Here is a 16534-nt window from a genome sequence, read left to right on the forward strand (position 1 = left end):
AACCGACTCCGCTAAATCTCATTTCTCAATAGAAATGCCTCAAAGCGTTGGACATCCCGCCTGGACGTTTCAGAAAGTCGCTCAGTAGCAAGAGACACAATTGCGAGTCCATACTGCTTGACAACCTTTTCGTAGTCCGGTCGGGTCAGGAAGTCCTCAAGCCGGTGGCGACAATTCTCAACGTCGGTCGATTTGAAGTCCTGCACTAACTGACAAAACCGAATCAATCCAGCTTCCCCTAGAGCCGCCATGATCTGCTGCTGTTGTGCCCTGGTGCATTTGCGGTATCGGTTATACGCCCGATTGAGTTTCTCCTGAGAATCTGCCGCCTGAATCGTCGCAACAGCACTCTTGAGTCGTTCCGGGGAAAGCAGAGCAGGTTTAGAACCCGTGTAGGGTGCGGCATCCTGCACTGTAGGGTCGCTCTGTATAGTCTCAATCTCGCTCTCTGGCTGGCTTGTGTAGGAAGTGCAGGATGGGAGGTCGTTATCCGGTTCCGATTGAACGATCGAAAAGTCATTGCTGATCGCCTCGTTTTGTTTTTTAAAATCCAGCTCTAACTCATTTGACCCTACAGACCCTACATAACCCGCTTGGAGCAAGGTTTCTGGCTCTACATGAGACCCTACATCAGACCCTACATGAGCCGTTGACCCTACATCGGCGAGAGCCTCCAAGCAGTAGGGCAGACTGGCATCGAGTTCAGGACGGCGCAGGCGCAGCCCGTAGATGACAAACCCGCTCGATTCGCGTTTCTTCTGAAGTCCCCAGTTGAGGGCAGGGTCGTTATTGCAGAGTTCGAGCAATGCCGGGGAGAACTCACGGCTTCCTTTGGGGCGTGACCCCGTTTTTTCACAGTAGCGATAGTAAGAGCCAAACAGGGTGCTGATATCCTCTCGGTCATTGCCGACCCGCTCACCGACGGTCAGGGGAGCCTGCACCACACACTCGTTGAGCCATGCCGCAACGTTATCCTGGCGCATCCGCCAATCCCAGGAACGCTCAATCACTTCCGGGGCTTGGTCGATCGACTGGCGCAGGGTCGCAGAAACCACTTCATCGGGGATCGACAGCACGTAGTTGGTCAAAGCCGCGAGTTCTGGCTCAAATTCCTGGTCGAGATTCCGCCGCTTTGCCGGGGGGATGATTTTGTTGAAGGGAACCATCAGCAGCCGTCGATAGATCCCGCTGCTAGTGTCGCCTGAGAAGATCGGATAGTTTGAAGCCAGCATGACCATGCCATCGAAAACGAAATCAAAGGCTTGCCGCCGCTTGATTTCACCCCGAATCGCATCCCCACCTGTCACCTTCTTGAAGTTTCCCAGTCCCCCGCTGTACTTGTCCTCATCGGCAAAGGTCAAAAGCCGCTTTTTGTAAGCGTTGACCGTCTCAAAGCGATTCCCGCACCAATCCGCAAGATTGGAGGAATGGTTGTTCTTCTCTCCCACTAAGCGGACTGCCAGCCGGATAAACGTGCCCTTGCCTGTCCCACCAGCTCCGGTAAGATGCAAAAACCGCTGCAAGTCCGATCGCCCCTTCAGACAAGCATTGAGCCAACAGAGCAGGATATTTTTGAGCTTGGCACTCCCGTCAGTGGCTTCATCCATCCACTGCTCGATCGTTCCCCAGTCCGAAGCCTGCGGGTCATGCTGGCGGGGCAAGGTCCAGGTAAAGCGGTAGCCTGGAGCATGATCGTGAAACTCCCCGGTCTGGATGTTCATCACCCCATTCTGGAAGGGCAGTAGATGCTTCGGAGTTTCCCAGTGACGGACGAGCAGCTTCCACTTCAGAATCTTGATGCACTCCTCGATGTGGGAGGCTTTATAGCTCAGTCCCATCCGGTTCTCAAACTCAGCCAGCACCACCGCACCGATCGCGGTGTCAGATTCAAGTGACCACACCCCGGCAAACTCCGCTTCGTAGCGATACCAAAGTCCCGCCTCATCGTTCCAGGCAAGGCGGTTGCGGTAGTCTTCGGCAATTTCAGCCGCGATTTCTGCCGGAGTTTGCCCCCGCCGCTTTTCCTCCTCGTCCGCCTGGTGCTGCTCGATCGCCTGTTGCCGCCGCTCTGCCGCTGCTGCATGAATTTCAGCTTCCAGCCGCTTGATGTAATCCTCTGCACTCATGACTTTGAGACAATCGACCACATCCCCTGATTCTGGCAAATCCTCACACAAATTTGCGGGGCAAAGGAGCAGACAAGGTACTCCTACAGCGGCGCAGGCTTTGCTCAACCTGCCTGCCTTTTCCGCGCCGGTGGTGTCGTTGTCGGGATGAAAGGCGATTGTAATGCCATGCGGTTTCACCAGTTGAGCGAATGCTCGCAGGTCGGCTTCACTCCACTTCGATCCCTGGAAGGTTGTTGCGGCATAGCCCAGACCTCGATACGCTTCCACGCATCCCTCCCCCTCGCACACGATCAGCGTGTTGGCGGTGCTAGATCGAATAGCGGCAAGAGCTTCATCCCATCGGTAGGGCATCCATTCTGCCTCACCCCGCTTGCAGACAGGCTTGCCGTCTGTGCCCAGATGCCAGGGGAAAAACTCCTTAGAGTAGCCTTTCGGTTTATCTGGGTTCGTCCACTGAGTCCGCTCGACCCATTGAGAATCGCTGTAGCGGTAAATCGTGACAAGCACCTGCCCCCGTTTGCGGTCTGGGCGTTGCTGTGCCTGTGGCTGGTCTGTGGCTGGTTCTGGAAGCCGTGCCAGGATGAGATGCTCAGGCAGGGCGGGAAGAGGGGGTGCTGACTGTTTTTTAGTCTTCCGAGGAGACACAATTCGAGGAGCAACGTTGCCGTTCTCGCGCACCACCTCCACCCAGGGGGAAATTGCCTCTCGAATCTCTGCCCGATGCTGGTCTGATTCGTCGTTCCAACAGGTATAGCCCTGGTAATCGTCCAGGTCAAACGTCAGGTTGTCACCCTCACAGACCGGACAGACATAGCGATTTTTGCCTTTCGCAGGGGTCAGACGGTCTAAAAAATTCCGAATATCGAATAGCGTCGTAACTGGCATCCCTAAAAATCCTTGCGATGTAGTGTGTGCAAGGAACTGGGTTTCGCTACTTTCGATCTAATTCAGTCAAATCAAACTGTCGATCAGTTATGCGTATAGGTTAGATACGTGACGCTGAGACGGAGCTTGAGCTAAACTGAAAGTTGGAAGGTGTTACACCTTCCTAGATCGGGTAACGATCAAAACCTCTGGCAAGAAATTTTGAATACCCTGAAGCCTGTTCCTATAGGCTTGCTTAGAACCCCCGTCGCGTTTCGCTGACTTGGGGTTTTTTAGCGTTTGGACTTATTTACTTGTTGGGCGGTGTGGTTAACCACACTTTCAAAAAAGGTAATAGTTGTTCCTCTCGAAGTACAAAAACAGTCGAGCGACGCTGGAGTAATAAAACTCGCTGATCGCCAATCTCAGTGTAAAGGTGATCCGGGTGCTGACCAATTTGGGTTTCTCCTGTAATAACTAGCAGTTTGACGATCGGGCGATTGCGGTCATTTCGAGATGTCCCGAATAGTTCCTCCTGGCGATTCATTCTGAGCCAGAAGCCTTGAACGCCTAACCGCTCAACATGGTCAGGAGTCCATCGGTTCGTTCCACCTCGACGGCGGATGTAAAAAACCTCCTTCTCTTCGTTGTAGGTAATTGTTGATTTTCCTTGCGTTCTCAATGCGATCGCAAAGACTGCTTTCTTGGTGGCAGTTCTGAGTTTAACTAACATATCCAGGCTGCCATGATCCGGCACGGGTAAATCTGTAAAGATCTCGATCTCTTCTTCTGGAAATGCTTCAACTAAGGCTTTTGTGTTTTTCAATAGGCTGTAAACCTTTTGTGCCCTGGTTAAAACCCATCGCGTTCCGGCTGCTCCAGCCGCGTAGCTAAAGAATTGCGCCAACAAAAAAGCAACAGGGAAAAACGCGCTGGCTCCCAGCGTTCCCATCGTCACGACATACAGGGCAAGTAGTTGCCGATTCTCTTCCTCTAGTCGATCGATTTCATCCTGATTGCTGTGTTTTTTTTGCTCCATCACACGCAAGACATCAACAAGGGGTCTATCCATTGTCCTTTGTGTATACGACTCCTGCGTTTTGGAAGCAAGTGTAAGCATCAACTCTTCATCCCCTCTGTCGATCGTCCCAACGTACCAGGTAGGCAAGAACGCTTTCCAACCGTTCGGCAACGCTGTCTAGCCTGGCAATGTGTTCACTGTGATAGGTCGAATCCTGCTGAACCGCTGCCACAAATGCATCCACACGATTACAGCAGCCGTGAATCTGCACGGTCAAGGCATCGAGTTGTTGTTGTGTTTTGCCTTGTGCCTGTTCCAGTTGAATCAGAGCGGTTTGCAGTGCTTCCATTGGGGTCATGCGATCGCTCCCTAACTGAACAACTGCCGCACTGAAACTGACACATCTTGGAAGGACAGGGGGGTGACACTGCCTTCTGTAAAGGTCTTCTCGGATTGGTAGCCTGTTGCTGTTGCTGATCGAAAGACAATCAACTCTTTCGCCTTCAAATTAATGACCCAATATTCTCGGATGCCCGCCGCTGCGTAAGTTTGGGTCTTGACCTCCAAATCTTTCTTCAAACTCGAATCGGAGTATTCAATCAGCCAGAAGATATCTTCTGGGTACGGATGATGCTGCACATACACTGAGACTGGATGTGGTGCAACAACTGCAATGTCCGGCTCTGGCTCAGAATTGTTAGGCGGCAGAGTAACGGGTTTCGCCTCTCGAATCCTGACGCGACTGCCTAGCAACGATCGCAGGTAGTCCCCAGTATTTTGTGAGTAAGCAGCGTGTGGCGTACCTTCTGGGGGCATTTCAACAATTTCTCCGTTCAATAACTCGACGTGGCGATCGTCGAGAATGCCCGCGTCAATCATGCGGTGATAGTCCTCAATCGTCCATTTTGCGGTCGAGACCGATGCTTGTGTCATGGTGCTTGCCCTCCTATACCCCGACAGGTTTTGCGATATCACGCATTCCTAAATTCCAGGAGACGTGATAGCTGTTGCCAAACTCATCCACAAGAAGTTTGTAGCGGTTTGCAAACTCAATCCAACCATCCTCAGAGGTTATTCCTCTTTCCGGGTCGAATGACTTCCATCTATATTCAATCCAGCTATTTGGATTATTAGGTTCAAGCTTCTGCTTCCACTCCCTGTCAAACTCGCTGAGATCACCTGGATGCCAGAAATCCTCACGTTTCCAACCCACTGCTTTTTTGACACCAGCACCGGCTGTGAAGTCAGCAGTCTTTTTGCCGTTCGCGTAGGACATGGCGACCTGCTGGTTATCAGTCACGCGCACGATACCCCCTGCTTGTGCTGGATGATCTAAAAACCAGCCAATCTCCTGATAGAGGCAAGGAGAGAGTGATAGGGCATGAATCTCTATTAATGGATTGCTTGGATCGAGAACCAAAATTTCTTGCGCCATAGTGACCTCTGACTCAGCCATTGCTGCGGGAATTCGGTAGGAGTCACCGCCCGGATACTGAATCAAGGTTGCGACTTTGCCGAATCGATGTGCCCACATTGCTAGTGTCTCAGGTTCTAATGCGGCAAGTCTAAAAGCTTCGCATTGCGATGGGGCAGACAGCACAAACACTTCGGGGCTAAAACCGATTTCCCACTGACTATCACGAAACACTTGTGCGACGAGGTTCTCAAGTTCCATTGGTTTGCCCTTCCTTCTTATTGCCGTTACCGCGTCGGACGCGATCGCGTAATTCCATCAAAACTTCAGTCTCAACACCTAAGTCATGAGCTAGTGTGACGAGCTGACCGTTCGTGGGCAGTTCTCCACAAGCAAGTTGAGTTAAGAACGCTTTTAAATCGGCAGGGGGAAGTGAGGGTGTTTTTTCTTCGGGAGGAGGAACTTTGCCTCTTTCGATAGCCTCTCTCACTGCCGTTTCAACAATCCAGTTTGCAAGACTTGTGGGGCGATTGCCTTCCGACTCAGCCCATCGCTCCAATGCCTCCAGAATCCCTGGAGGAAGAGACAAAAATATTCGCTTTCCCCGGTCTTTGCTCACGGTTCCATTGCATCGCTATCCCTCCAGTGTATGAGTGATCGCATAAAAGATCGCCAATTGGCTAGTATTTTGAAACTGTTTTATCTAATTACTAGCCAATTTATATCCAATATGATAGCTTAAGTCGTGGGAAGTCGCTCAACCCTTCCCTGAATGCGACCGAAGTTTACTCGAAGGGATTTTCAACAATGGCTCAATACACTGTTACGCCTGGGTTACAGGTATTTTCTGCTGCGCCCGAAGTTGCGCCCGAACCGCCTTACCTCACGTCGATTGACGTTCCGGCAACCTCGCTAGAAGTTCGTCCCACATCGCCCGAACTGCCTGCATTGTCTATTTCTGACACGCCCGAACCGCTCACCCTCAAATCAGCAGGTGAATTGGCTGAAATTTATGGGGTATCCGACAAGTCCATTCAAAGTTGGTACAAGGTGGTTCTCCTGGCTTACCCCTGGATCGACCCGCTTCAGTTGCAGGTTGGGGCATCCAACAAGCTGCGTTATACTTCGCTCTGCCAAAAGCTTTTAGCTGATTTTCGTAATAGCGGACTGAGTAAAGACCAGTGGATTGCCTCAGTTCATGCCTCCAATCCTGATAAACTTCATTCGCCTACACCTGCTCCGGCTCCTGCCTCAGAACTTTCCGATCCTTTTGCCTCAGAACCACCTTCCCTGCCCCCAATCGGACGACTGAGCCTACCCACGATTCACTCGGTTGGCAGTACGGTCATCCCCGCTGGCGAGAGCCTGCCCACTGATACCCCTGAAGCTCAAACCCTTGCAGCTACCGGAAAACTGGCAATCGAGCAGAACTCACAGGACTTAGAGCAAATCCGCACCTTGCTTCAGCAGGTGAACTCTTTCGTGGACAGCAAGATTGCTCAGTTGGATCAGGAAACCGAAGCCACCCAGCAGCAGGTACAAGAACTCAAGGATCTCGCCTTCCAGTTAGAAGTAAAGCAGGAAACCTTACGCCGCGCTGAGATTCGCAATGCCGCCGTCCGTGAGGAAAGTGAAGCTGCTAAATCCGCCGCTACTAGCAAAGTGGTCAGTCTGTCTGATTTTTTCGCCAAAAAGTCAGCCCCTCAAAGTGGCTCTTAGTAGGAGCTGTGGCGATCGTGCTGTTTGCAGTTTGGGCAATCGCCTTTTCGCACTCTAGACCGTTACCGCCTCCAACCCTTCCCAGTTCCCCCTCTGCTTGAGCTTTATTCCCTTCCACCCCATCGGAGTCTCAATGCCATGCCTCATAAAGACGAAACCGAATACCTCCAGATTCAAATCCCCAAGTCTGATGCCCTCAAATACGCCGGAGTGACTGAGAGCAGACCTATTGCCCGATCCACCCACACGCCGACCTTTGGTTCCCCCGGCTTAATTTCTCAGCGTAATTCTGGCGACTGGAACGCTAATCAAAAAGCTGCTGCTGCTGCTCTTGGGACAGTTGCCGCCCTGTTCCTCGGCTGGCAAGGAATCGCCGCCTGGGTCAAGCATTCTAGCTCTGAAGCCCACAAACAGGGCTATCAAGCTGGACTTTTGCAAGGACGGAATGAGGGGCGATCGGAGAACGCGAACCAACTCCAGCAAGCACAGGCACAAGCTGCTGCTGCTGTCGCCCAAAAAGCGGCTTGTGATGCCCAAATTGCCCAGGTGCAGGCATTACTCGCCCCCGTTGCTCCTAAGCCCTAGATAAAGCAAGAACGAGTATCTCAGACCCTTCTAGGAATGCCCACCCTTCACCCTCTTTACCTTTCAAATCATCAGGAGACATCAAGAATGGCACGTAAAAAACCCGCTCCTGGATCACCCTCTCCAGAAGTGCTTGAAGTGCTTGAGAATCAGAACGTGGTGGAAGTGGACGAGGAGGGACGACCGATTAGTCCAGACCTCCCCAAAATCGAAGTTCCCGAATCGGTCAAGGTTCCTACTAGCCCCAGCACAGGCGGTTTGAGTCCCAAAGTCGAGAACTTTCAGCACTTGCCCGGAATCCCGACTGAATTCAACTACTCCTTGCACGATCAGCCCTCAGAAATCGCCCCTCCGATTCGGGTAGAAGAAATCGGCAAGGGTATCAAAGTCACGTCTGAAGCTGATTTCGAGAAATTGATGGGCGAGTTGAAAGGCAAACGCCGCACTGTCCAGCTTGATCAAGAGCGGTGGAACCTTCAGAAAGACCTGTACAAGCTGGAGGGCAATCGCGTCGGAGCAGACATCGAGCGCATCAATACCCTCAGTCAGGTGCAGAAATGGAATCAAGCCACCCTCAAGCTCACGACTGAACGGGTCAAAACAGCCCGTGCGGGTGTGCACCTGCGGAACGAATTGATCAACCTCAATGGCGAAATGCAGGAATCTGCTCTGCTTTCGGCTGAGTGGGATCTGAAGATTGATGACCTCCAAACTGATTTTGACGAAGCAAAGCGGGTACTAAAAGCCAAAAAGCAAGCCCTGCTAAACGCCCAAGACAGCTAGCTCTGGTGGGGAAGGAATCCCTGACTTCTTCCCCGTCTCTTCTCCCCCTCCTCACTCATCCCCAGGTCGATCCCATGACCCAAGCACAAGAGCAACCCAGCCAAACCGCCGATCCCCCCTACCGCAATCCCTTTCACGGTCTGTATCTTGCCCTTTGCATCTCTGGTCTGAGCTTCACGATCGGCGTTGCATCGTCTCACAATTCCCTGCTCCGCTGGGGCAGCGTGGGTGTGGGTGGCGTGGGGCTTGTGACTGCTGCGATCGTCGCCCGTCGCCCAATGGAGCAATACGAAGAAGAGTACGGAAAGTTGCTGACTGCCTGGAACGATCAGGTTTCTGCCCTCGAAACTCAGTACACCGATGAGCTGCAAGCTGCCCAGAAAAAGTTTGACGACGAAATCGCTGATCTGCGAAAGACTCACGCTCAGGCGATCGAGGAGCAAAAAGCTAATTTGTTTGCCGTCCAACGGGATCAGGAACGCCTCATCCAGCAGGGCATCAGTCGTGGTCTGGAAGCCTCCCAAAAAGAGCTTGACCAGTTGAAGCAGTCGCAGGCAGAGGAGATTAAGAAAATTAAAAGCCTTGCCGAAAAACAGTTTCAGCAGTCGCAGGCTGACAAAATCGCTGAATTAAAAGCCAGAAAGCACAAAATCCACACCCAATATTGCAGTTCAATCCAGGCACTCAAAAATAAGTATGAATCTAAGTTGCAGGGATTGCGCGATCAGCACAGTACCACTGTCCTGCAACTGCGGCAACACCTGAGCAACGAACTGGCAACCGCCCAATCCACGATCAATGCCCAAGCCTCACAGATTAAGGGCTTACTGGAACTGGTTAGCGACCATGAGCAAGCCCTTAACCAGCTAGAGCAAAAATCGAAGATGGCAGTGCTGGAACTGCGGCATGAAAATCGGTTGCTCCGCTCTACCTCAGCCGCCGCCCAAAGTGCTGCCATTGCCGCCCTGAACACGCCTCGCCAGTTTGCGGGTTCTACCCCGATCGATGAAGCCGGAAACCGAATCATTGAGCATTTCCTGAAGGCAGGCATTGTTCTGGATGCCGTGGAATGCGTCAAAATTCCTGGCGGATTTCGCCTGCGGTACAAGCTGGATCGCAACAGCGGTCAAACTCAACTGACCCAGGACACCTTTGACAAGCAATCCGCCTCATTGGGACTGTGGGGACTATCCCAGCGACCGCTAGAGTTTGAACTAGATCCCCGCAACTTCCTGGTGTCGGTCAGCCTCTACTCTGCTTCTGATCTAGTTGCAGAATCGACAACTAGCCGCGCCCCGGCTGACATTGCCTCGCGCTTCAGTGAGTTGAACTGCTTCCCGGCTGCTGAATTTGAGACTGTGATCCGCTCCAAATTCGTGCCCCGTGTGCGTGTGGTCGCTGGCTCGACTGGCGGTAAATCCCCACTCATGGAACTGATTGCCTGTGCGATCGCCCGGATCAACGGGGGGCAACTGTGGTTACTCAACCCCATTCCCGGCAGTCCGAAAGACTGGTTCTCAGTGCCGGGTGTGATTCCGCCTGGGGTCAACGGCATCGAAGCGGCGATCGCATGGCTCCAGAAGGCTCATAAGGAATTCCAAGACCGACGAAACGATCTCCCTGGCACTGCTGGCAAGGATTTCATCACGGTCATGGTCGATGAAATCAACTCGATCGCCCGTGACTATGCTGACTTGGGCACAGTCATGAAGGACTTCTACCAGCTATCCGACCACACGAAAATGGGATTCCTGACTGCTGGGCAGGGCGGAAACGTTTCTGGTGTGAGCGGAGGATCGAAGGCAAACGCCAAGACGGGAAATGCCGGAAAGCTGATGGAGGAGGACTTTGACAATGCCACTCAGGTCTTTACCGCCGCTGCTGCTCGCACCTGGCTTGATAAGAAATATCCGGGTAGCCAGAAAAAGGAACTGCTTGAGGCTTTGACTGCTCTAAATAAACTGTGTGATGAACTAAACACTGCCGAAGGAAAGTCAGCCTACCCCGCCGATATTGCGGTCAAAAAGGTTGATCCCGATGCATACCGGATTGCGCTGGTCGTGTCCCCCCGAACCAGTGAACCGTTCTTCATCCAGATCCCGCCCTACAGTTCCTATGCAGGCAAGATGGATGGAGTAAAGTTTCCCCCTGGTTCGCTGATCACTGCCCCGATCGAAAATCAGGAAGCATTGAGTTTGATTGATACGGAAGTGCCAGATGAAGCGTGTCGGCACTGTGGCTGTACCAGCTTCTATAAAAAAGGAACCTATAAAGATAAGGCACGATTGGGGCAGCCTCGCTATGTTTGCGCTCAGTGCCGTAGAGCAGTTGCCGTCGATGATTAGTCCCTACCCTCGACAAAAGGCTCGACACAGCCTCGACAAACTCGACAAAGGCTCGACAAACCCAGCAAAATCAAGCCTTTTTTGTCGAGGCACCAACCTGTTTTGTCGAGTCCGTCGGGGCATTTTGTCGAGGTTGTCGAGCTTTTAAGGCTTTTTTGTCGAGGGTGTCGAGGTCGTTTGTCGAGGGTGCCGATGTTGTATTGAGGAGTTCCTATGCTGACCCATTGCCGTGATTGCAAGTTCTACTCAAAGCGTCAGTGCGTTGTAAATCCCAGCTATGTGAAAGCGTATGTGGCACTGCAAAACTTGAGTGAGGAAAATTGGAAGGCGATCGCCTCTATCACTGAGCCATGCTGCGAGTACGGGGACAGCCCGAAACTGGAAAAGGTATCTGCTGAAATTACCCTTAACCCTCCGTGCCTGGAGGCGGCTAAAGAATTGGGTGGGTGAAAATTCTGAGTTCAGATCGGTCGCAGAAGCAGCAGACCGTATTCTCCCCAGTGAACCCACCTTAGAGGAAGACGATGATCAAATCCCGTTTTGAATCCGTAGAATCAAGGCAGAGTCAGCAGTTGCATTCTATGGAACATCATCTGATCCAACTCCCCGATCGCCGCTGGACTTGCTCAACCTGCCAGTGGTACTGGAAATCGAAACCCCAATCGGAGTGCCCTGGCGTTCCCCGCTACGACTGCGCCCACATGCCGGAACCGTTCAAAACTCAGACCGAGTTAGGAAAGATAGGGCTAAAGCTTGCTTTTGACCAAAAGCCAGCCGCCTGTGTCTACGTTCCCCGCAAAATGGATTACGACTGGTTTTATGACGTGGCTCAGGCAGTGCCCAAAAAACAGGCAACCCCCGCCCAGCTTGCTGCCCTGGAAAAGGGACGATCGCTGATGGCGGAATCTATCGCCCGGCAGATAGCGATCGAGGGGTACTACAACCCTATCAAGATGGACTAATCGAGGTTCGTCCGATCGATGAATCTTGTCGCTACCGATGGATTTTGATGGCAGTGTACATGGCGAATGGGGATGCATATCAGCCCGCCTGCGGTGGTTTTGCTACTCACCTTGCCGCCCTGCGATTCGGCAAAACAGTTTTTGATTGGATCATGGCGAACCCTAAGAAAATTAACTACTGGGGATGCCCTGACACAGGTAAACGAAAAGAGGGCGGATTAGGAATCAGCCTGCACCGACAGCAGCGCGAGTTTCCTAGTTGTCCTATGCCTTACTTCCGATTCCTTCCCGTAACGTACTACGACGGCACATCAGAACCGCCCCGCCTAGAGGTTTCCCTAGATTTTGGACGCAATCTTGAAGCGGCAGCGGCAGGATGGGCAGAAGCGATCGAACTGCCCTACCACATCGACAACCGCACTCACGCTTTGATCGCTGATTGCTACGCCGAAGACAACCTCGAAGCATATCAGGGGGATGGGCAGCGGCTTGGTGTCTCTACTAATTGTCGTAACAGTGTTCCGACAATTGGCTCTATTTCTATATCAATAAGATTTCAGTTTGATGTCAAAAAGATATCACCTTTCTACTCCCCCTGCTCCAGCTTCTCGATGATCGCTTCAAGAATCCAAGAATTCCGGCTACGCCGAGGACGACATTTTTTAGCTGCTGCATCCAGTTCGTGCAGTAGGTCTTTCGGAACTCGCAGCGTGATAGCGATCGTCTCCTCGGACGGCTCTGTTTTGAATTCTGTCAGAACTGAATCTTCAGCAGTGGAAGGGGTAGCTGACTCTGGGACTGTGCCACCTCCGTTGATAAACTCTTCTACCGTGTTGGGTTTCCGTCGGACTGCCATCTATTTGCCCTCCTTTTAATATCAAAATGATATCATTTTGAAATTTGTCTGATTTTATTTTGATACCTTCTGGATATCAAAAGTGGCAGTGTAGAGTCGATTAATCTCCTCGATCGCCTTGCTGTCACTGGGTTTTAGTTCCACCACAGCTAATCCTTTTGCTGCTCCATTGCGGAACGCTTTGCGGTTGACGATTGGGCAGTCAAGATAGGTGAGTCCCGGTGTCTCTTTTGCGATCGCTGCAGCTTCCTCGTTATCCGCCCCTTTAGGATCAGCCTTGTTAAGCAAGCAGCAGGCTTGAATTTTCTCGTTGAATGCTCTTGCTTCAATCACAAGCTGGGCGACTGGCTCCAAAGTCCAGATATCAAAACTTCCTGGGAAGATGGGAATTAAGTAAATATCAGCGATAGACAAAGCGGCTCTCTGTCCTGCTGTGTCACGTCCACCCACGTCAATTACAACATCATCATGCTTGGAAGCCAGCCGTAAGACTTCTGATCGCACGGCTGCCCCATAAAGTTTGACGGCAGTGTATCCAGCTCCACCTGCTACTGTTTCGTTCCGAACTGCTGTGAAATCTGCTGCGCTTCCCTGCTCATCGGCATCAATCAGCAAGACATCCTTCTTTGCTAGCGATCTCATTACAGCTAAGTTTGTAGCCAAAGTAGTTTTTCCGACTCCGCCTTTAGTTCCGCCCACAACAACAATGCTCATCTCCTGCTCCTGATATCGGAACGAGAGAATATTACCATCTTAAAGACACTATAATGCATTCATCAAGCTAGTATTACGATAGCATAATGATATCACTCTGATTTCATTACGCAGTCGAGCATTAAAGCTTAAGCCACTGATACACACGATATTTAAAGCCTTTGAGAAATTTTGGTGAGGTTCCCCTATGAGGTGTGAATACTAAGAAAGCACCCTCCACCTATTTCCGCCGCCATGCCTACTAAGAAACAAGCCAGTACAATTGGTCTGCTCATTCCCACTCTGTTGCAAGGTGAAGTCGAGGGGTGGAGGAATACAGGCTGGCATGGTGTCTCTCAGACCACCACAGAACTTTTGAGCTACTGGTTTGAGGAAGACCGAGACGGACCTCAATTTCATCCTTGCCAGCAAAAATCGATCGAGACTATTATCTACTGCCATGAAATTCTAGGGATTCAAAACCCTTTCCAGCTTTACCAGCAATTCTCCAATGAACATCCTAGAATTCAGGAGGCGATTCGCTCCAAGCCACTACAGGATGAACTCAATCCCATCGCTTTTCCGAAATACTGTCTCAAGATGGCGACGGGAAGCGGTAAGACATGGGTGCTGAATGCCTTGATGGTGTGGCACTACTTTAATGCCATCAACGGCGATCGCCCCGGTTTGTTTACCAGTCGCTTCCTAATCGTTACCCCTGGTCGTGAGGTTCAAAAGCGAATTCTAGAATCAATCCAAGCTGATCTGAATCAGCCTTTATTTATTCCCCCTGGTGTTCGTTGGCGCGATCGGTTCAATTTCGAGCTTTACCAGCCCAGCGACTTTCGAGAAAATTTGACCCTCACTGATGGACCGTTCCTGATGGTGACAAACTGGCAGCAGTTTCGATTTGGCACTGAGGAACCGAGCCTGTGGGAAGACCTATTAGGAGAGCGCGAGGAAATCCCAAAAGCTGAAATTTTGGCTGACTTACTGACGGAGTACCCGGATCTGTGCATTCTTAACGATGAAGCTCACCACGTCCACGCTGCCAAACGTCCTAACCTCACGACTAATAAGGATGAAGAACTCATTTGGCGGCGGTTCATGAGTTTCCTGTACCAACGGCAGTCAGAGCGTCATGCTGATGCTGAGTATCGGGTGTTTCAGCAAATTGACTTCTCTGCCACCCCCTTCTTTGGCAGTGGTGAGAAGAAGGACTTCTTCCCTCATATCGTTTATGACTACGACCTAGCTCAAGCTTCAGCCGATATGTTGGTGAAGCAACTCTTTCTTGAGCAACGCCAGGGGGCTAACCTGCAAGACTTAGATTTCCGTGCTGAACGCTCCAAGCCCGATGAAGGTAAGAAACGGGGTGAAATCACTGGTCTGTCGCGCGGGCAGAAAATTATGCTGGAGATTGGCAAATCCAAACTGGAGCAGTTAACCCAGGAGTTTAAGGCAAACGGCATCAACCGCAAGCCCGTCATGCTAGTCCTGGCAGAGGAAACTGAAGTCGCCAACCTTGTAGGAGAGCATTTCTATTCTCTGCCTGACGAGGAGGGCAATTACTATGATGGCGATCGCGTAGTGGTTTACCACTCCAACCTGAAGGATGCACAGTACAAAGCTGCTGCCGCAAGGCTCGACGATATCGACAATGACGACAATCCATTGAAAGTAGTTGTATCAGTGTTGTCTGTGCGGGAAGGCTTTGACCGCTGCAACATCTGTGTCATTGTCATGCTGCGAGCGAGTGAAGCCGACTTGCTGTTAGAGCAAGTGGTAGGACGTGGCTTGCGGCTTATGTTTCCCGCATACAAGCCAGAGTATGACCAGATCCAGGACTTGAAGCGAGAGGCGAGAGAGGCACTGTTAAACCGAGAGCAGCCCAACAACGCTTTTGACTGCCTGTTTCTGGTGGAACATCCCAAGTTCAGAGACTTTTACGATACCTACCTTCGCTCGCAAGGTCACGTCATTGGAGTGGGCGATAGCTCGACGCAGAATGCGGCTGGAGACTTGATAGCGATCGATGCCGACACAACCCGAATTCCTAGATACGATTTGTCGTGGGCGGTTCAGATTTTTGACCAAACCCCAGTTCCTAATCTGGCTGAGATCGATGTAGATGCTCTCGGTCACTATCCGGTTGCCTACTCGATCCAAAAGTCTCTTGCAGCAAAAACTATCATTACTGATGTTCATGTGGAGACAGAGACGAAAGCCAGAAGCTGGTATCTCCAAAACGACTACTTCGACTACAACTTCTTTCTCCAGCAAATTGCTCGCTCAGTTACCCAGTCCAGCAAGACGACTCACTTAACGGCTCTAAATGCTGAGATCATGGCGTTGGTTGATGAGTATGTGACTCGTCGCCTGTTTACCCAGGAGATTGACTTTACTGACCCGGAAAACTACAAGGTGCTGCAATCCCAGCAGGTGATCGACTTTATCGAGAAACAGATTCGTTCAGCTATTGTCCGGGCAACTGGGGATTTACAGTACCAGCCTGGAGCCGTGTGGCGATCGCTCTCGGATGTGCCCCGGTTGCTTATGCGGCAGAAAAACATGGTTCCTGTCCAACGCTGCATTTATCCTTATCAAGCTGTCCAAAGTGCCAAAGGTGGCTTTGAGCGACGAATCATCACTAAATTACTCAACCCGTCCCCTGAAGTGCTGGCATTCGCCAAGCTTGACCGCAAGCATGATCTGGTGATTGCCTGGAGAGACGATCAGGGGATTCAGCGCAAGTATGAGCCAGATTTCCTTGTGAAGACTGCCGATCGCATGTTCCTGTTTGAAACCAAAGGTGATCACCTCATCACTGATTCCAGCACGGCTCTCAAAGCGCAGGCTGCGGTCGCTTGGTGCAAGGCAGCATCAACCGTAACCCCACCTCAACCCCTGCCACCTTCAAATGTTCGAGTCGTTGACCCTGCACGACCCTTATCTCCCTTTATGAAAACTGCGATCGAATCGGCTCTCAAAGGTTCTGCTCAAGGGCTGCGGCAACCTCAAGAATGGGAATACCTCATTCTGAAGCAGAGTGTGTTTGAGGCGAATGAAGGCGCGTCGTTTAACGCTTTGTTGCCAATTATGCGACAGGAGAGAGAAGCCCTGGTTGCAGGACTGTATGGTGAATTGGGATTGACTATTTAGA

15 protein-coding genes are annotated in these 16534 nt (G+C 51.5%); 7 read left to right on the forward strand and 8 right to left on the reverse strand.

Features of this window, described 5'->3' with window-relative positions; genetic code table 11:
* Nucleotides 1–11: 11 nt before the first annotated feature.
* The 6 genes from NDI45_RS25405 to NDI45_RS25430 form a co-directional block, all read right to left on the reverse strand.
* Entirely contained in the window at nucleotides 12–3014 is a 3003-nt protein-coding gene (locus NDI45_RS25405; protein WP_348249354.1) for a phage/plasmid primase, P4 family, read from the reverse strand.
* Between the two features lie 289 nt (nucleotides 3015–3303).
* Nucleotides 3304–4065, reverse strand: a complete 762-nt coding sequence (locus tag NDI45_RS25410) for a hypothetical protein (protein ID WP_348249355.1) — start codon at nucleotides 4063–4065, stop codon at nucleotides 3304–3306.
* 55 nt (nucleotides 4066–4120) lie between these two features.
* The gene (locus NDI45_RS25415; protein WP_348249356.1) at nucleotides 4121–4372 is read right to left on the reverse strand and encodes a hypothetical protein; all 252 of its coding nucleotides are present in this window, start codon (nucleotides 4370–4372) and stop codon (nucleotides 4121–4123) included.
* An 11-nt stretch (nucleotides 4373–4383) separates the two neighbouring features.
* On the reverse strand, nucleotides 4384–4947 hold the full coding sequence (locus NDI45_RS25420; protein WP_348249357.1) for a Uma2 family endonuclease: 564 nt from the start codon (nucleotides 4945–4947) through the stop codon (nucleotides 4384–4386).
* A 13-nt stretch (nucleotides 4948–4960) separates the two neighbouring features.
* On the reverse strand, nucleotides 4961–5689 hold the full coding sequence (locus tag NDI45_RS25425; RefSeq protein ID WP_348249358.1) for a hypothetical protein: 729 nt from the start codon (nucleotides 5687–5689) through the stop codon (nucleotides 4961–4963).
* The gene (locus NDI45_RS25430) at nucleotides 5679–6047 is read right to left on the reverse strand and encodes a hypothetical protein (protein WP_348249359.1); all 369 of its coding nucleotides are present in this window, start codon (nucleotides 6045–6047) and stop codon (nucleotides 5679–5681) included. The genes NDI45_RS25425 and NDI45_RS25430 overlap by 11 nt, the downstream gene beginning before the upstream one ends.
* Before the next feature lie 188 nt (nucleotides 6048–6235).
* Between NDI45_RS25430 and NDI45_RS25435 the strand changes: the two genes are divergently transcribed.
* From NDI45_RS25435 to NDI45_RS25460, 6 genes are all read left to right on the forward strand, one after another.
* Complete coding sequence (locus tag NDI45_RS25435; protein WP_348249360.1) at nucleotides 6236–7147, forward strand: hypothetical protein; 912 nt, start codon at nucleotides 6236–6238, stop codon at nucleotides 7145–7147.
* Nucleotides 7148–7285: 138 nt separating this feature from the next.
* Nucleotides 7286–7732, forward strand: a complete 447-nt coding sequence (locus NDI45_RS25440) for a hypothetical protein (RefSeq protein ID WP_348249361.1) — start codon at nucleotides 7286–7288, stop codon at nucleotides 7730–7732.
* Nucleotides 7733–7819: 87 nt separating this feature from the next.
* Nucleotides 7820–8515: a hypothetical protein gene (locus NDI45_RS25445; protein ID WP_348249362.1), complete on the forward strand. Its 696-nt coding sequence runs from the start codon at nucleotides 7820–7822 to the stop codon at nucleotides 8513–8515.
* 74 nt (nucleotides 8516–8589) lie between these two features.
* Nucleotides 8590–10860 (forward strand): hypothetical protein, encoded by a 2271-nt coding sequence (locus NDI45_RS25450; RefSeq protein WP_348249363.1) that lies wholly within the window; start codon nucleotides 8590–8592, stop codon nucleotides 10858–10860.
* Between the two features lie 213 nt (nucleotides 10861–11073).
* On the forward strand, nucleotides 11074–11310 hold the full coding sequence (locus NDI45_RS25455; RefSeq protein WP_348249364.1) for a hypothetical protein: 237 nt from the start codon (nucleotides 11074–11076) through the stop codon (nucleotides 11308–11310).
* A 131-nt stretch (nucleotides 11311–11441) separates the two neighbouring features.
* The gene (locus NDI45_RS25460; protein WP_348249365.1) at nucleotides 11442–11822 is read left to right on the forward strand and encodes a hypothetical protein; all 381 of its coding nucleotides are present in this window, start codon (nucleotides 11442–11444) and stop codon (nucleotides 11820–11822) included.
* Nucleotides 11823–12408: 586 nt separating this feature from the next.
* On the opposite strand, the gene NDI45_RS25465 is transcribed toward NDI45_RS25460, so the two are convergent.
* A complete protein-coding gene (locus tag NDI45_RS25465; protein WP_348249366.1) occupies nucleotides 12409–12678 on the reverse strand; it encodes a hypothetical protein in 270 nt (89 codons plus the stop codon).
* 54 nt (nucleotides 12679–12732) lie between these two features.
* The gene (locus NDI45_RS25470) at nucleotides 12733–13392 is read right to left on the reverse strand and encodes an AAA family ATPase (protein ID WP_348249367.1); all 660 of its coding nucleotides are present in this window, start codon (nucleotides 13390–13392) and stop codon (nucleotides 12733–12735) included.
* Nucleotides 13393–13626: 234 nt separating this feature from the next.
* Here NDI45_RS25470 and NDI45_RS25475 point away from each other — a divergent pair, with 234 nt between their 5' ends.
* The gene (locus NDI45_RS25475; RefSeq protein ID WP_348249368.1) at nucleotides 13627–16533 is read left to right on the forward strand and encodes a DEAD/DEAH box helicase family protein; all 2907 of its coding nucleotides are present in this window, start codon (nucleotides 13627–13629) and stop codon (nucleotides 16531–16533) included.
* Nucleotide 16534: the final 1 nt, after the last annotated feature.

It is taken from the genome of Leptolyngbya sp. GB1-A1 (genome assembly GCF_039962475.1).
In the GTDB taxonomy this organism is placed as follows: domain Bacteria; phylum Cyanobacteriota; class Cyanobacteriia; order Elainellales; family Elainellaceae; genus Leptolyngbya_A.

Bases quoted from the DNA above. Each gene is read 5' to 3' on its own strand.
- NDI45_RS25405 (WP_348249354.1), bottom strand. From the start codon at position 3,014: ATGCCAGTTACGACGCTATTCGATATTCGGAATTTTTTAGACCGTCTG.
- NDI45_RS25410 (WP_348249355.1), bottom strand. From the start codon at position 4,065: ATGGATAGACCCCTTGTTGATGTCTTGCGTGTGATGGAGCAAAAAAAA.
- NDI45_RS25415 (WP_348249356.1), bottom strand. From the start codon at position 4,372: ATGACCCCAATGGAAGCACTGCAAACCGCTCTGATTCAACTGGAACAG.
- NDI45_RS25420 (WP_348249357.1), bottom strand. From the start codon at position 4,947: ATGACACAAGCATCGGTCTCGACCGCAAAATGGACGATTGAGGACTAT.
- NDI45_RS25425 (WP_348249358.1), bottom strand. From the start codon at position 5,689: ATGGAACTTGAGAACCTCGTCGCACAAGTGTTTCGTGATAGTCAGTGG.
- NDI45_RS25435 (WP_348249360.1), top strand. From the start codon at position 6,236: ATGGCTCAATACACTGTTACGCCTGGGTTACAGGTATTTTCTGCTGCG.
- NDI45_RS25440 (WP_348249361.1), top strand. From the start codon at position 7,286: ATGCCTCATAAAGACGAAACCGAATACCTCCAGATTCAAATCCCCAAG.
- NDI45_RS25445 (WP_348249362.1), top strand. From the start codon at position 7,820: ATGGCACGTAAAAAACCCGCTCCTGGATCACCCTCTCCAGAAGTGCTT.
- NDI45_RS25450 (WP_348249363.1), top strand. From the start codon at position 8,590: ATGACCCAAGCACAAGAGCAACCCAGCCAAACCGCCGATCCCCCCTAC.
- NDI45_RS25455 (WP_348249364.1), top strand. From the start codon at position 11,074: ATGCTGACCCATTGCCGTGATTGCAAGTTCTACTCAAAGCGTCAGTGC.
- NDI45_RS25460 (WP_348249365.1), top strand. From the start codon at position 11,442: ATGGAACATCATCTGATCCAACTCCCCGATCGCCGCTGGACTTGCTCA.
- NDI45_RS25465 (WP_348249366.1), bottom strand. From the start codon at position 12,678: ATGGCAGTCCGACGGAAACCCAACACGGTAGAAGAGTTTATCAACGGA.
- NDI45_RS25470 (WP_348249367.1), bottom strand. From the start codon at position 13,392: ATGAGCATTGTTGTTGTGGGCGGAACTAAAGGCGGAGTCGGAAAAACT.
- NDI45_RS25475 (WP_348249368.1), top strand. From the start codon at position 13,627: ATGCCTACTAAGAAACAAGCCAGTACAATTGGTCTGCTCATTCCCACT.